This is a genomic window from Rahnella perminowiae (assembly GCF_019049695.1).
Lineage (GTDB): Bacteria > Pseudomonadota > Gammaproteobacteria > Enterobacterales > Enterobacteriaceae > Rahnella > Rahnella perminowiae.
The window spans coordinates 1-15,043 of sequence record NZ_JAFMOT010000180.1; the positions used below are offsets into that span (position 1 = coordinate 1).

The 15,043-nt window shown below is 51.6% G+C and carries 11 protein-coding genes; 8 read left to right on the forward strand and 3 right to left on the reverse strand.

The annotated features are described in order from the left end of the window. The first annotated feature begins 179 nt into the window (after positions 1-179). Positions 180-1,865 (forward strand): NAD-dependent malic enzyme, encoded by a 1,686-nt coding sequence (locus J1781_RS15170; protein WP_129953605.1) that lies wholly within the window; start codon positions 180-182, stop codon positions 1,863-1,865. A 49-nt stretch (positions 1,866-1,914) separates the two neighbouring features. Here J1781_RS15170 and J1781_RS15175 read toward each other — a convergent pair whose 3' ends face one another. After that, a complete protein-coding gene (locus J1781_RS15175) occupies positions 1,915-2,688 on the reverse strand; it encodes a DUF3750 domain-containing protein (RefSeq protein WP_217233824.1) in 774 nt (257 codons plus the stop codon). Between the two features lie 348 nt (positions 2,689-3,036). Here J1781_RS15175 and J1781_RS15180 point away from each other — a divergent pair, with 348 nt between their 5' ends. The 7 genes from J1781_RS15180 to mtr all read left to right on the forward strand — a co-directional run bounded on the left by J1781_RS15180 (position 3,037) and on the right by mtr (position 11,788). Further along, positions 3,037-3,714 (forward strand): SDR family oxidoreductase, encoded by a 678-nt coding sequence (locus J1781_RS15180; RefSeq protein ID WP_217219138.1) that lies wholly within the window; start codon positions 3,037-3,039, stop codon positions 3,712-3,714. Between the two features lie 87 nt (positions 3,715-3,801). After that, positions 3,802-4,404: a TetR/AcrR family transcriptional regulator gene (locus J1781_RS15185; protein ID WP_217233825.1), complete on the forward strand. Its 603-nt coding sequence runs from the start codon at positions 3,802-3,804 to the stop codon at positions 4,402-4,404. A 73-nt stretch (positions 4,405-4,477) separates the two neighbouring features. Beyond that, on the forward strand, positions 4,478-5,401 hold the full coding sequence (locus J1781_RS15190) for an alpha/beta fold hydrolase (protein ID WP_217233826.1): 924 nt from the start codon (positions 4,478-4,480) through the stop codon (positions 5,399-5,401). A 137-nt stretch (positions 5,402-5,538) separates the two neighbouring features. After that, positions 5,539-6,777, forward strand: a complete 1,239-nt coding sequence (locus J1781_RS15195) for an MFS transporter (RefSeq protein WP_217233827.1) — start codon at positions 5,539-5,541, stop codon at positions 6,775-6,777. A 287-nt stretch (positions 6,778-7,064) separates the two neighbouring features. Then, entirely contained in the window at positions 7,065-8,798 is a 1,734-nt protein-coding gene (locus J1781_RS15200) for an ABC-F family ATP-binding cassette domain-containing protein (RefSeq protein WP_217219141.1), read from the forward strand. A 70-nt stretch (positions 8,799-8,868) separates the two neighbouring features. Beyond that, positions 8,869-9,603 carry a pirin family protein gene (locus J1781_RS15205; RefSeq protein WP_129953612.1) on the forward strand — a complete coding sequence of 245 codons (735 nt, stop codon included), beginning with the start codon at positions 8,869-8,871 and terminating at the stop codon, positions 9,601-9,603. Between the two features lie 940 nt (positions 9,604-10,543). Continuing rightward, positions 10,544-11,788 (forward strand): tryptophan permease, encoded by a 1,245-nt coding sequence (mtr, locus tag J1781_RS15210; RefSeq protein ID WP_217219701.1) that lies wholly within the window; start codon positions 10,544-10,546, stop codon positions 11,786-11,788. A 199-nt stretch (positions 11,789-11,987) separates the two neighbouring features. Here the strand turns inward: mtr and J1781_RS15215 are convergent, their stop codons facing one another. Together J1781_RS15215 and J1781_RS15220 are read right to left on the reverse strand one after the other, a co-directional pair. Next, positions 11,988-13,310 (reverse strand): 6-phospho-alpha-glucosidase, encoded by a 1,323-nt coding sequence (locus J1781_RS15215; protein WP_129953749.1) that lies wholly within the window; start codon positions 13,308-13,310, stop codon positions 11,988-11,990. Further along, positions 13,310-14,959: an alpha-glucoside-specific PTS transporter subunit IIBC gene (locus tag J1781_RS15220; RefSeq protein WP_217233828.1), complete on the reverse strand. Its 1,650-nt coding sequence runs from the start codon at positions 14,957-14,959 to the stop codon at positions 13,310-13,312. The genes J1781_RS15215 and J1781_RS15220 overlap by 1 nt, the downstream gene beginning before the upstream one ends. Positions 14,960-15,043: the final 84 nt, after the last annotated feature.

The window sequence follows — 15,043 nt, forward strand, 5'->3', positions numbered from 1 at the left end:
CCTTGTCATGTTATAAAAAATAAAACAATAATTATTTATCCGCATCAGGCAGCTATGGCCATTACCTTTTTAATATTTATGCTGGTTTTGCTGGTTATAAGATTTTACTGTGAGGGGATCCGGCAACAGAAAATAACATGCCGGGAATTAACTGAGTTCAAATGTTCTAAGGCTTAAAAATGTTAAAAAAACGCCCGCTCTACACCCACTACACAGGTTCATTGTTACTCGAAAATCCGCTGCTCAACAAAGGTTCCGCCTTCAGCCGTGATGAACGTCTGGCACTTAATCTCAACGGGCTGTTGCCCAATCAGGTCGAAACCATCAGCGAACAGACCGACCGGGCATATTCCCAGTTTTGTGATTTTAAACGCGATATTTCCAGGCACGTTTATCTGCGTAATATCCAGGATACTAATGAAACATTGTTCTATAACCTGGTGAATTCACATCTGGAAGAAATGCTGCCGATTATCTACACCCCGACGGTCGGCGAAGCCTGTGAGCACTTTTCAGATATCTACCGCCGCGCGCGGGGTCTGTTCATCTCTTACCCTGACCGCGCTCATATCGACGAAATGCTGCAAAATTTCTCCAAAAACGACATCCGGGTGATCGTCGTCACTGACGGTGAGCGTATCCTTGGACTGGGCGATCAGGGGATTGGCGGTATGGGGATCCCTATCGGCAAGCTTTCGCTTTACACTTCCTGTGGGGGCATCAACCCGGCCAATACACTGCCAATCATGCTTGATGTCGGGACCAATAACGCCCGGCGACTCGATGACCCGCTGTACATGGGCTGGCGCCATCCGCGTATTACCGACGGCGAATATAATGAATTTATAGATATGTTCATTCAGGCGATAAAGACCCGTTGGCCGGATGTGCTCCTCCAGTTCGAAGACTTCGCACAGACCAATGCCATGCCACTTCTGGAGCGCTACCGTGAGGAGTTGTGCTGTTTCAATGATGATATTCAAGGCACCGCCGCGGTCACGCTGGGCTGTCTGATTGCTGCCAGTCATGCCGCAGGCACCCAACTGCGTGATCACCGTGTGACCTTCCTTGGCGCAGGCTCTGCCGGTTGCGGTATCGCTGAGAAAATCATCGCACAGATGGTGGCAGAGGGGGCGACAGAAGACGAAGCGCGTAGCCAGGTTTTCATGGTGGATCGCTTTGGCCTGCTGACAGATGACATGCCGAATTTGCTCGATTTTCAGCGCAAACTGGTGACAGATAAAGATAAAATCACTCACTGGAATGTGGATAGCCAGAATATCTCGTTGCAGGACGTGGTGCACCATTCCAAACCGACCATTCTGATTGGCGTGTCCGGGCAACCGGGATTATTTACCGAAGAGATTATCCGTGAGATGCACCACAACTGCCCTCACCCTATCATCATGCCGCTCTCGAACCCGACTTCCCGCGCAGAAGCACGGCCACAGGATGTCATCGCCTGGACTGAAGGTGCCGCGCTGATGGCGACAGGCAGCCCGTTCGCACCGGTACATTATCAGGATCACACTTACCCGATCCCGCAATGCAACAACGCTTACATTTTCCCGGGGCTGGGATTAGGCATTCTGGCTTGTGGAGCACGCCGTGTGACCGATGGCATGTTGCTGGCCGCCAGTCAGGCTCTGGCCAGCCTTTCTCCGCTGGCGACGACAGGCAAAGGCTCATTATTACCGGCTATTGCCGATATTCAGCATGTGTCTAAAGTCATTGCCGCAGAAGTTGCCCGCGTCGCACAACAGGAAGGCGTGGCGGCGAACGTTACAGAGGAGGAATTACAAAGCCGTCTTAATGCCGAGTTCTGGAAACCGGAATACCGGTCTTATAAGCATTCGTCATTCTGATGTATGTGTGGCCGGTATCTCCATGCCGGCCTGTTTCGTAATGACACCGTTAAAGTTCCGCTTTTCCCGGATTATCGAAACCTACACGCCCGACAAACGGCAAACGCAGTGCCGGATCCTTCACATCAATACCTAAATTCAATCCTAACACATTGATTTCCAGTCCCTCTTCCACACCGAGCGTCACGCCCAATACCCCCAGTAAAGAGACCTGCACGCCGCGCCCCGATGGCGGTAAACCGATCGGATTCGTGATCCCGCGGTAATCTTTGCCGATCGCATTGGAAGGAAGATCAAGCGCCAGCCCCGGCACTACGCGCCCGATGTGCGCCATAAAGGTATTGCTGTTTGGGCCCGGCCACGCATGATAGGTATGCGGATACGGATAGCTTTTGATTGCCGCTTCTATTTTTGGGATCATCATTTGCGCCTGCGCACCACGGTGATCAACCAGTATGCGTGGCTGCGAGCCAAACCAATATCCGTCTGCAATCGCGTAATTTCGGCGCACTACGTCAGTGCTGCCCCAGCTGATTACGTCATAGCGGGTAAATTCCGTCTCCCCTTCACGTTTATAAATTATCCACGGATGAACCGCCACCAGCCCGCGCCAGCCATAGGTCGGTGCGGCATAAATCTGGATAATGGCGATGTTTTTGAGTCTGGAGGGATCCGGGGCAATACCGGCCGAAGTGCGTCGTGCCGTTGACCAGCTCTGGCCGGCGGGTTCTGCCCGGGTTTGTGTCGCTTTGGCGTAGCTGTATCCGAAAGATAGCAATAAAACCAAAACAAACCCGAAACTTACCCATTTTATGGCGATCATACTTTTATTCACCTTTGACATGAGTTCGGAAGTTCACAACTGCACAACTGATTTACAGGACAACTTATATGTCCGAAGACACGCCGTAGCTGAAAGAATTATTTGTACCTCATTAATTCCCCCCTGTCGTGCTGTCATTCGTTGTAAAGGCATCGGTTTAAGCCAGACTCCGGCAAGGCGTGACGAATTTATCCAGTAAGCCACGTTATGTAATCCGGGCAAAATCAGACTCCAGCCCATTGTTGCACCCGCTATGCTGGCTCATACTGCCTGCAATACTGAAGAGATTTCGCGCATTAAATGGAAACAATAAATTCACATTAACGCATTGATTATTAAAGGATGAATATGACTGACTCTAAGAAGGCATTAATCATCGGCGCATCACGCGGTATCGGTCTGGGTGTGGTCGAGGTCCTCGCAAAACGCGGCTGGCAGGTGACCGCCACCACGCGTGATGCCGTTCCGGCCAAAACCCCGGCGTCTGTTGAATGGGTAAAACTGGATATTAATAAATCCGAAGCACGACAGGCGGTGAAAGACGCACTTTCAGACAGCCATTTTGATTTGATTTTTGTGAATGCAGGCATCTTTGGTCCGGATCATCAGCATATTCATCAGGCCAGCGATGAAGAAATTATTCAGCTGTTTTTGACTAATGCTATTTCCCCGGTCCGTTGCGCCGGTGAATTACTGCCTTTCCTGAACCACCGCACCGGTGTTCTGGCGCTGATGACCTCTGAACTGTCGAGCCTCAATGAAAATGAAGCGGCGACTTATTCGCTTTATTCCGCCAGTAAAGCCGCACTGAATATGCTGACCCGCGGGTTGTATCAACAGATCGAAAAACAAGAACTGACTCTGCTTTCCGTTCATCCGGGCTGGGTACAGACCGATATGGGCGGTGAAAATGCCACATTGACCATCACTGAAAGTGCCACCGGCATTGTCGATCAGTTCGAAGCCTGGCGCGGCAAAGGCGGCCATCATTTTGTTGAGTATTCAGGCCGTGAATTGCGCTGGTAAAAAGGGTTTGAGCTGACAAACGGCTTGATCGGTTTTTGTGTTAATGCCACCATTAGGAAATAAACGCTTCCTAATGGTGGTTTTTTTATGACATCTTCCTGCCCGAAGGATCGCGGTCGTCCGCGTGAATTTGATACTGAACTTGCACTGGATAACGCCATGACGGTGTTTCGTGAAAAAGGCTTTCATGCGGCATCCATCAGTGATCTGAGTCAGGCCATGAATCTGACTGCAGGCAGCATTTACAAAGCCTTCAGCGATAAGCGCACCCTGTTTCTCACTGTATTTGAACGCTACACCTCGCTGCGCAATACACAGTTACGCCAGCAAATTGAGCGTGTCGCCACCGGCCGTGAACGCATTGCCGAGGTGCTGCGCTTTTACCTGCGTTCTTCCCATGAAATTGAAGGCCGTCGCGGATGTCTCGTCGTCGGCAGTACCGTCGGATTACTCACGCTGGATGAAGAACTCGCCACACTGGTGCGTCAGGCCATTTTGCGCAACAAATTGTTCCTGGCCTCCCTCATTGAACGGAGCCAGCAGGACGGTTCTGTCCCGCCGGGCATTGATGCGCAGGCCGCCTCGTCCCTGATGTTATGGATCGTTTTAGGCATGCGTGTCGCCGGTAAAGTTGAAAACAATGAAGCGAGCGAAGCTACGCTGAAACTGGCACTAAAAATCCTCGATTAAAAATTTTTCCCCATTTAGGAATCAATCATTTCCTAATTATATTTTTAATCCACTGACGTTAAGGAAACTTATTATGACTGATATCGTCCCGTCCGCGGTGATAACTGCCGCGCCTTTTGCTGCCGCTGACCCTGCCCTTTCCGGTTTTACGCATCGTTACGCCACCGTCGACGGTGTACGGCTGCATTATGTCAGCGGCGGAAATCCGGAAGGCAATGTATTGTTGCTCCTGGCGGGTTTTCCACAAACCTGGTACGCGTGGCGCAATGTGATGAAATCGCTCGCAAAAGATTACTGGCTGGTGGCACCGGACCTGCCCGGACAGGGCGATTCGGACCGGCCGCAGACCGGTTACGACACACGCAGCCTGGCGCAGAAAACCCACGGATTAATGCAGCTTCTCGGTCACAAGCATTATTCGCTGGCAGCACATGATGTCGGTGCGTGGGTGGCGTATCCCTATGCCGCGATGTATGGCGGGGAAGTGCAGCGGCTTGCACTGCTGGACGCAGGGATCCCCGGGATCACGTTGCCGGACGCGCTGCCCGTTACACCTGACAAATCGTGGAAAACCTGGCATTTTGCTTTCCACACATTGCCTGATCTGCCTGAAGCGCTGATCGCCGGTAATGAACGGGTGTATCTCGACTGGTTTTTACGCCGTAAAACTGCCGCGCCGGATGCTTTTACTGACGACGATATCAGCGAATATCTGCGCACGTTCCTGAAAAGTGGCGGCCTGCGTGCCGGACTGGCGTATTACCGGTCAGTCACAGAATCGGCTGAACAGAACCGCGAACTGAACCGTCACGGAAAATTAAAAATGCCGGTACTGGCGGTCAGCGCCGACCAGGGGTCAATCCCGGACATGGCGATTCCCCTGCGCGCTTTCGCCGAAAATGTAACCGGCATCATCATCCCTCACAGCGGCCATTTCATTGCAGAAGAACAGCCGGGAGTTTTAGCGCGCGAATTGCATAGTTTCTTCACAATGTGAGATGAAGATTTGCTGAATTTTTTGTGATAAATATACAACTCAGATTGTTTGTTAATTATTTGTTCATAAAATAATTGCCGGGCTAACGAGTCGTTACCGACCGCAGACACGGCATCTTTCATATTCAGGGATTTGTCATGTCTGCTTCTTCCGTTAATTCGGATTCGCTGTTACAGCACCGTTCATTTGTGGCTTTCTGGATTGCCCGTGCCGCATCCAGCTTTGGTTTTCAGATGCTCTCCATTGTGGTGAGCTGGCAGATTTACTCGATCACCGGCCGCGCATTTGATCTCGGGCTGATCGGACTGGTGCAATTTTTACCCTCCGTTGCGCTGGCGCTGGTCGCCGGTCACGTGGCTGATCAGTTTGACCGCCGCCGCGTGGTGCTGCTCGGGCAAATCGCCGAATGGGTAGCGATTGGTGCACTGGCCTATCTGACACTGACGCATCATGTCAATGAAGTGATCGTGCTCAGCCTGATTTTTGTGATTTCCACCGCTAAAGCCATGGAAGCTCCGTCCTTGCAGTCGATGTTACCCGCACTGGTGCCACCGAATTTGCTGGCCCGCGCCATGGCCGCCACCAGCGTTTCCGGACAAGCTGCATCGATGGTCGGCCCGGCGCTCGGCGGCTTTTTGTATGTTGCGGGAGCGGGCGTGGCCTATAGCGTATGCGCCTGCCTGTACCTGTTATCTATCATGATGGTCAGCCGTTTACGCTATAAACAGGCTCCGCCGCGCCGTGTTCCGGCAACCTTCAAAACGTTGTTTGCGGGCATTGGCTTTATCCGCGCCCGACCGGATGTACTGGGTGTGATTTCGCTCGATCTGTTCGCCGTTTTACTCGGTGGCGCAACAGCTCTGCTGCCAATTTTCGCTCACGACATTCTGCATACCGGTCCGTGGGGATTAGGCCTATTGCGCGGCGCACCGGCGGTCGGCGGTTTGATCGTCGGGTTCTGGCTAAGCCACCGCGCACTCAACCGTAATGTCGGGAAGATTATGTTCGCTGCGGTTGCAGGGTTTGGTGCCGCCACGCTGGTCTTTGCGTTTTCCACCTCGCTCTGGTTATCAATGCTTGCACTGTTCGCTCTCGGCGGTTTCGACATGATCAGCATGGTGATCCGCGGCGCCCTGGTGCAGCTCGACACACCGGACGACATGCGCGGGCGCGTCAGTGCGGTGAATTCCATCTTCATCAATACCTCAAATCAACTCGGTGAATTTGAATCCGGTCTGCTGGCTGCCTGGGCAGGCGCGGTTCCCGCCGCAGCCATTGGCGGTATCGGCACGCTGATCGTGGTCGGATTGTGGATGACGTGGTTCCCGGGCCTGCGTCAACGGCAGAAACTGGAAAATGAGGTGCTCACACCGTAAACGCAGTGCGGGATTGTCAAAACTGGAATAATTCGATAATTCTCAATATAATCAGCTTATTCATTCATCAACGTTATATAAGGAGGATTGCCATGCTGACCCGTGAAGTTTTTTTAATTTCACTCGTTCTTAGCGATCGTCATTGCTCAGGCATTTCCGGCACCTTGCTGCGATAACCGGCTTGAGCGAAGCTAACTGACACCTTGAGTACTTCCCTCCGGCTTACCGGTTATCGTCCGCTTTTTTGACGATAGGCACTTTTGCGCCTGAAAACCTGAGTAAGCATCATGACAACTTTATTATCTGCACAATCTTTATCTTTCGATAATGCCTTTGGCCCGTTGCTGGCTGACATTTCCTTTGGCCTGAAAAAAGGCGACCGCATAGGTCTCATCGGCCATAACGGCTGCGGTAAAAGCACCCTACTGAAAATTCTCAGCGGCGAACTGGCGGCCTCCTCCGGCACTTCGACGCTGGCGAATCATTGCCTGATGGCGCGCGTCGAACAACAACTTCCTGCCGGACTCAATGATTGCACCCTGCTGGAATCGGTGCTTGATCATCTCCCCGGCGGCTTGCATCAGCCTGAAGTCTGGCAGGCGCAGGTGCTGCTTTCGAATCTTGGTTTTGACGAGAATGCCTGGGAACTGACGGCGGGCACGCTCAGCGGCGGCCAGCATACCCGACTGTTGCTGGCGAGGGCACTGATCCGCCAGCCAGATTTACTGCTGCTCGATGAACCGAGTAATCATCTGGATTTGCCGACATTACTGTGGCTGGAACAGTTTCTGAAAAACTGGACGGGCAGCTTCGTTCTGGTATCCCATGACCGCAGCCTGCTGGACAGCGTAACCAACGCCACCTGGATCCTGCGCGATAAAACGCTGCAATTTATCCGCCTGCCCTGTACTAAGGCACGACATGCGCTGGAAGAAAAAGACATGGCAGACGCGCTGCGCCGCAAGGCCGAACAAAAGGAAATTGACCGTGTGACGCTCAGCGCCAAACGTCTGGCTATATGGGGCAGCGTTTACGACAACGAAGGGCTGGCGCGTAAAGCCAAGCAAATGGAAAAACATGTGGTGCGCATGAAGGAAGATCAGACCGATGTCACCGCAGGCAGTCAGTGGAAACTGCGACTGACCGGAGAGGTGCTGGCGGCGGATCGCGTGCTGGCACTCTCTGACTTGCTGGTGCGGCCGGCAGCTGATGCACCCGTGCTGTTTACTCTTGATGAAATGCGGGTAAAAAGTGGCGACCGCATCGCGCTTGTCGGGCGTAACGGCTGCGGTAAATCATCCCTTCTGCACAGCGTATGGCAGGCTTTTATTCACCCGGAAACCGCGGTCAGTGGTGTGGTTTTCCACCCGCGTGTACGGATAGGGTATTACGATCAAAACCAGCATCAGTTGCAGGATAACGATTCGCTTTCTGCTGCACTGGCACGTTTCGCGCCGCTGACCGAAGAACAGCGAAAAATGGCGCTGATCGGGGCGGGATTTCCGTATATCCGTCATCAGCAAAAAGTGAGCACACTTAGCGGTGGCGAACGGTCACGTCTGCTATTTATCGGCCTGACGCTGGCAAACTATTCCCTTTTGTTACTTGATGAGCCGACCAATCATCTCGATCTGGAAGGCAAAGAGGAACTGGCAGAAACGCTGAAAACCTTCAGCGGTGCAGTGCTGATGGTTTCCCATGACAGGACGTTGATCGAGCAAAGTTGTAACCGCTTCTGGCTGATAGATCAGCAGCGTCTGGAAGAATGGCATTCACCCGCACCGGTGTATGCCATCCTGGCGGGCAGCGCTCCGCCTGCCCACACGCCGGTGTCTGAAGTTATGCGGGCAGACGTGGCGATTCAGGATGCAGAAGAGGAACAACTGCTGACGCGACTGACGGATCTGGAAAATAAACTGGAAAATGACCTGGCGCGAAAGCCAAAGCACCAGAAACCGGAACTGCAACGCCAGTGGCAACAACAGATTGCTGAACTGAATGCGTTGCTGGATCTGCTTTAAAGACCTATGTTAAGCAACAGAATATTTATTTTTACTGACACAATGCATACCTGTTCCTGCCGGAGATATTATGTTTAACGTTTTACGTGCTGAACCTAAAACCACTTTCGAATACGGTCCGTTCCGCATCCGCCGTATGCGTCCCGGGAAAATAGTGCCAGAAAATAGCGATGAGGCGTTCGGGCCGCTAAGTGTTATCGATCATGCCAATCTGGAACTGGGTACGCTGGTGAAAATGCATGAGCATACCAACGATGAAATTTTCAGCTATATGTGGCGCGGGTCGATGGTACATGAAGATTCTGCCGGTCATCGTGTCTCGCTTTCGCCGAAAAAACTGATGATGATGAATGCCGGAGAAAGCTTCTGGCATGAGGAATCCACGCCGCTGGTACCGGCTGAAATGTTGCAGATTTTTATTCGTCCGCGCAAGGCAGACCTCGAAGGCCGCGTGCAGTTTATGGAGCGCCCGGACGGCGTTAAGCAAAACGAATGGACGCTGCTGGCCGCGCCGGAAGGGATTGAATCTCCGCTTGAAATCCGACAGGCGGTCTATATTTATGATATCCGTATGGATGAAAACAGTACCACGGAGATTCCGGCACATGCGGGATTTGCACAATGGTTGTATGTCATGGATGGCGAAATCAGCATTGCGGACGTCAGTCTGTCAAAAGGTGATGCGATCAGCGATGAGGAAAGTGCGTTGCCTGCCGCCTCGGCAAAACGAGAGACTACCCTGGTCTGTTTCCTCGTTTGCCTGGGTGCGGAAGCCATTCTGGAAGGGGCAATCAGCGGGAAGTAAAGAAATCTGATACTTAAAATATAAAAGCCCCAGTCGTTAAACCGGGGCTTTTAAGGTACTACCAAATTAATATTTAACATTCATCAACTTAATTGCATATTACAACTTCTAAAGATGCACATATTTTCACAGGATATATTTTGAAGCCAGGTAACGCTATCCTCCTATAATTTTGTGGAATAACATCGATATCCTGTTCATTTCATCCATACCGGTTTTCAGTCGGGATAAATGAGTACATCACCCTCGCGATATATACTCTTTGATGCGTGACCTTACTTTCGTCGCGACATTCTCGATTTCAGACTTAACGTACCCAAATCGCGAACATTACTCTGACTAACAAGGCGTTACATCATCGCGTTTTCTTCCACATCATGCGATCGTACAGCTGTACTGCGTGGCCTTAAAGCATCATCTCACGGATTTTAATTAAATCCGGTATTGAATCACCCAAACTAAAATACTTCGTGGCCTTTATCGCATCTCGTTACTGGCAAGTTTATCAACTTGCTAAATGCACCGCGAAATAAAATTTTCATTCCATTTCTCTCTGGTGCTGAGTTCTAATTTACTCGCTAAAAATCGTCTGTCAACCCTGTATTTACGAACAGGTTTTTTAAGACGTGCCATATAAGAAAACATAATGCAATCTGTGACCTATACCAAAGATTTTGATGAGGCATGCAACCAAAAAGTCGAATTTAAATAATCTCGTGTAAACATCTACCGCCCTCCCCGGCATGCTGACCGCCATATCATCCACCTTGTATCAGTAAACTAGTTCAACAGTGTACTTCTCCCTGTAAATCCACTATATTGCTGCGCTCAGGGCCTTAATCGCAGCACAAATGCGCGATATCCGGTCACTTTTCATACCACATCTTTTACAGCAATTCATTTGACGAATCGTGATAAAAGCCACGCGAGGATACGCACTATGGCGACGCTTTCCGTGACCACCCCGCAACATTCTGTATGGGGCGGCGCAATGATTATCGGTGGAACTATCATCGGTGCAGGGATGTTTTCTTTGCCGGTGGTGATGTCCGGGGCCTGGTTTTTCTGGTCAGTGGCTGCACTGATTGTTACCTGGTTCTGTATGCTGCACTCCGGCCTGATGATCCTCGAAGCGAATCTTAACTATCCGACAGGTTCGAGTTTTCATACTGTCACCGGCGATTTGCTGGGGAAAAACTGGAACCGGCTGAATGGCATCACTATCGCTTTCGTGCTGTATATTCTGACTTACGCGTATATTTCTGCCAGCGGCTCAGTGATTCAGCATACGTTGCGGGAGATGTCAGTGAGCTTTTCGCCCCGTCTTGGCGGACTGCTGACCGCGCTGGCGGTTGCCTTCATTGTCTGGATCAGCACCCGTGCGGTGAGCCGCATGACCGCCATTGTGCTGGGTGCCAAAATCATTGCTTTCTTCCTGACATTTGGCAGCCTGCTGTGGCACATCAAACCGGTAAATTTGCTAAACAGCGTTGAGCTGAACCCAAGTTACGCGCCGTATGTGCTGGCGACGCTGCCGTTTTGCCTGGCCTCGTTTGGCTATCACGGCAACGTACCGAGTCTGATGAAGTATTACGGTAAAAACCCGCATATCATCAAAAAATGCCTGTTGCTGGGCACGCTGATGGCGCTTGGGTTATATGTCATCTGGATGCTGGGCACGATGGGTAACATTCCGCGCCCGGCATTTATTGATATAGCCGAACGTGGTGGCAACATTGATGTACTGGTGCAATCGCTGAGTCAGATCCTCAACAGCGCAGGGCTGGATTTGCTGCTGACGATTTTTTCCAACTTCGCCGTAGCCTGTTCATTCCTGGGCGTTACACTGGGATTATTTGACTATCTGGCTGACCTTTTCAAATTCGACGACAGCCGTACCGGCCGTTTTAAAACCGCGCTGGTCACCTTTGTGCCGCCGGTCATTGGCGGCGTGATCTACCCGGATGGTTTCATTTACGCGATTGGTTTTGCCGGTCTCGCCGCCACAGTCTGGGCAGTGATTGTTCCGGCCCTGATGGCGCGGGCATCACGGCAGCGTTTCGGCAGCCCGCTCTACCGCGTGTGGGGCGGCAATAAAATGATTGTGCTCGTGCTGCTGTTCGGCATGATAAATGCGGTGGTGCATATATTATCGAGTGTAAATATGCTGCCAGTGTATCGTTAAGGCGGTCTGAATTTGCGGACTTACCGGCCCCTGAATAGCACGCTAACCGCTAAAGTAATCAGGATTCCGCAGTGAAATGGTGGTGACAAATAACGTCTGTCAGGCTGAATACGGGTGTGCTGACGGCATTTTGACTGCGAATTGCAAATAAAAATGGCGCTCCCCGAAGGTGGCGCCATTCACTAAAGCAATCCTTCTGCTATTTCAGGTCAGGCCAGTAGTCTTTATTGGCTGCGATCAGATCATCGAGAATGGCTTTGGCTACGGACGCACTTGGCACGGTTTTCGACAGCGTGATCGCCTGCCACAGTTTCAGGTAGGATTTTTCAACCCACGCTTCAACCACCAGTTTTTCGACAGCCACCTGCTGGCTCATCAGACCCTGCTGGAACAACGGGATTTTACCGACCGTCAGCGGTTCCGGACCGTTGCTGCCGACCAGGCACGGAATTTCCACCATCGCTTCCGGGTCAATATTGTTGATAGCTCCCTGATTCGGCACAATCAGCAACATTCTTTCCTGCGTATTGAAGGCGATGGCCGTCGCCAGATCAACGATGTAAGAAGCATGTTCGTCAATTTCAAGTTCACCAGCGGAGGACTCCCCCGCTTTGGTAATGGCGGCACAAGAGCTGAACACATGTTTTTCACGATGCTCCATCACCTCATTAGCACGGGTGTGTTCAGGATTGGAATGTGCTACCACGTAATCAGGGAACAGGTAATATTTCAGGTACGTATTCGGGAAAGTGGAAGGATCCAGCGCCCAGACATCTTTGGCTTTGGCAAAAGTATCATTCCAGCTGGCTTCTACGCCCGGTTCATCGGCAGAGGGCACATAGCCGTATTTTGCCACATGTTCGCGGATTTTAGGCATCAGATCGTTGCCATGTGCGTCTTCAACCAATGTCCACCAGCCGAAGTGATTCAGACCGTAATAACGTACACGCATCTCTTTGCGGGATTTAAGCCCTGCAATCTGCGCCATGCGCCCTTCAATGCCGATTGGCATATCGCAAATGTTAAGGATCTTAGCGTGCGGACGTAATCTGCGCGTCGCTTCCGCCACGATGGCCGCCGGATTCGAATAATTGAGCATCCACGCGTCCGGCGAGTATTTCTCCATATAATCGACGATTTCCAGCACACCGCCGATAGAGCGCATACCATAGGCAATCCCGCCCGGCCCGCAGGTTTCCTGCCCCACAACACCATGGCGAAGGGGGATTTTTTCGTCCTTTTCACGCATCGGATATTTACCGACCCGGATATGTGCCATGACGAAATCCACATCGGTAAATGCCGTTTTCGGGTCAGTGGTATAGCTGAATTCTATCTCCGGAGCCTGCTCCCTGAGGATCACTTTGCACGCTTCGGCGATAGTCTCCTGACGTGCGCCGTCGTTGTCATAAAACTTGATGGCCCGCAGCGGGAAGCGTTCCTGATGCTGCAATAACATCAACACAATACCCGGCGTAAATGTGCTGCCACCGCCTGCCACAACCACTGAAAATTTCTTCATCATACTGCCTCCGTAATGGATGTTTCTGTCGGGGAACGCGCCCCGGATAAGGATGATTTTGCGAGAGCCTCCTGGCTCATCAGCGTTTCTATCTGGTCCCGCACCTGCGGAACGTGCAGACCCACGATGATCTGAATGGCGTTGCCGCGCCGCACTACACCGTGTGCACCGAGGGCTTTGAAGATGTCATCACTTTGCGTCAGCGCCATATCTTCGAGAGTGATACGCAACCGTGTCGCGCAATTGTTGAGGTCAAGAATGTTGCTGTTGCCGCCGAGGGCCTGCAGATAACCCGCAGCCTGGCCTTGTAGGGAAGACGGCACCGGCGGCTCGCCTGCCGGATTTTTCTTTGCCTGATAATCGGCTTTGCTGTAGAGCTTGATTTCGCTGTCTTCACGTCCCGGCGTTTTCAGGTTTAAACGCAGGATCAGCGTGCGGAACACCAGGAACCAGACACCGGTGAACACCAGACCGATACCGATCTGGGTGAACATCATCGAGGCATGATTGTGATACATCGGGATCCAGTTTTGCGGCAGGAACTGATCCAGCAGACCACCGCCCATATTGCCGACAACGCCCGCCATGAACATCAGCGTGGCAACGGTGGCGGCAAGGAGCGCGTGAACGGCAAACAGCAGCGGTGAGATAAACAGAAAGGTGAATTCCAGTGGCTCGGTAATACCGACCAGCACTGCGGTCAGCGCCGCCGGGATCAATAGCCCCGCGACCTTGACGCGATTTTCCGGCGCGGCTGTGGCATAGATCGCCATCGCAATACCCACCGAGCCAAAAACTTTAGAGTTACCATGCAGCGCAAAACCGCCTTGCGGGAATAACGTTTTCAGCGGCTCAGTGCTCTGGCTGAATGCCTGCAGATGCTCTGCCCAGTAAACCTGGATCCCACCCTCGACCGCTGCCGGACCGAAAACAAACGGACCGTAGACGAAGTGATGCAAGCCGGTCGGGATCAGAATACGTTCAAGGAAGGTGTAGACCCATACGCCGAGCGAACCGGACACCAGCATAAAATGTTGCATCGAGAGAATACCTGTCTGCACTTTTGGCCATACCAGCAGGGTCAGCCATGCGCAGGGTATCATTAGCAGAAAGCCGACAATGACCACGAATGAACTGCCCTGAAAAATACCGAGAAAGACAGGAAGTTGTTTATCAAAAAAATGATTGTGCAGCGAAGTGACAATCCCGGAAATAACTATCGCCCCAATAATACTGGTATCAAGGGTTTTAATTCCGGCAATCATCGCCAGACCACTTTGCCCCCCGGGCTCAAGATTAAAATTAACACCGAAATAATTTCCCCAGGTTAATCCCATAGCATTAATTAAATAATTCCAGGTCATAAAACTGACCAGTGCCGCCAGGCAGGCGCGGCCTTGTGCATGTTTCGCCAGCCCGATAGGCAGACCGACTGCGAAGATCAGCGGCATGTTGCGGAATACTGTCCATCCTCCTTCTTCAATAATATGAATAATTTGTGCAAAGAGATTATCCGGTTCGGAGAGCGTTTCGCCGACGAACATCGGATTCTGAAGCATAATCGCGATACCCACGACCATTCCTGCGAATGGAAACAATAGGACAGGTGTAAACATCGCACCGCCAAAACGTTGAATTTGACTGAGCATATATATTCCTTATATTACTTCCGGATCAGAGTTTATTATTGGAACACTTTCAGACATGTTTTTATTTTCTGATCAGAGAGTAGG

Coding starts and splice junctions, on each gene's coding strand:
- J1781_RS15170 (WP_129953605.1), top strand. CDS start 180: ATGTTAAAAAAACGCCCGCTCTACACCCACTACACAGGTTCATTGTTA.
- J1781_RS15175 (WP_217233824.1), bottom strand. CDS start 2,688: ATGATCGCCATAAAATGGGTAAGTTTCGGGTTTGTTTTGGTTTTATTG.
- J1781_RS15180 (WP_217219138.1), top strand. CDS start 3,037: ATGACTGACTCTAAGAAGGCATTAATCATCGGCGCATCACGCGGTATC.
- J1781_RS15185 (WP_217233825.1), top strand. CDS start 3,802: ATGACATCTTCCTGCCCGAAGGATCGCGGTCGTCCGCGTGAATTTGAT.
- J1781_RS15190 (WP_217233826.1), top strand. CDS start 4,478: ATGACTGATATCGTCCCGTCCGCGGTGATAACTGCCGCGCCTTTTGCT.
- J1781_RS15195 (WP_217233827.1), top strand. CDS start 5,539: ATGTCTGCTTCTTCCGTTAATTCGGATTCGCTGTTACAGCACCGTTCA.
- J1781_RS15200 (WP_217219141.1), top strand. CDS start 7,065: ATGACAACTTTATTATCTGCACAATCTTTATCTTTCGATAATGCCTTT.
- J1781_RS15205 (WP_129953612.1), top strand. CDS start 8,869: ATGTTTAACGTTTTACGTGCTGAACCTAAAACCACTTTCGAATACGGT.
- mtr (WP_217219701.1), top strand. CDS start 10,544: ATGGCGACGCTTTCCGTGACCACCCCGCAACATTCTGTATGGGGCGGC.
- J1781_RS15215 (WP_129953749.1), bottom strand. CDS start 13,310: ATGAAGAAATTTTCAGTGGTTGTGGCAGGCGGTGGCAGCACATTTACG.
- J1781_RS15220 (WP_217233828.1), bottom strand. CDS start 14,959: ATGCTCAGTCAAATTCAACGTTTTGGCGGTGCGATGTTTACACCTGTC.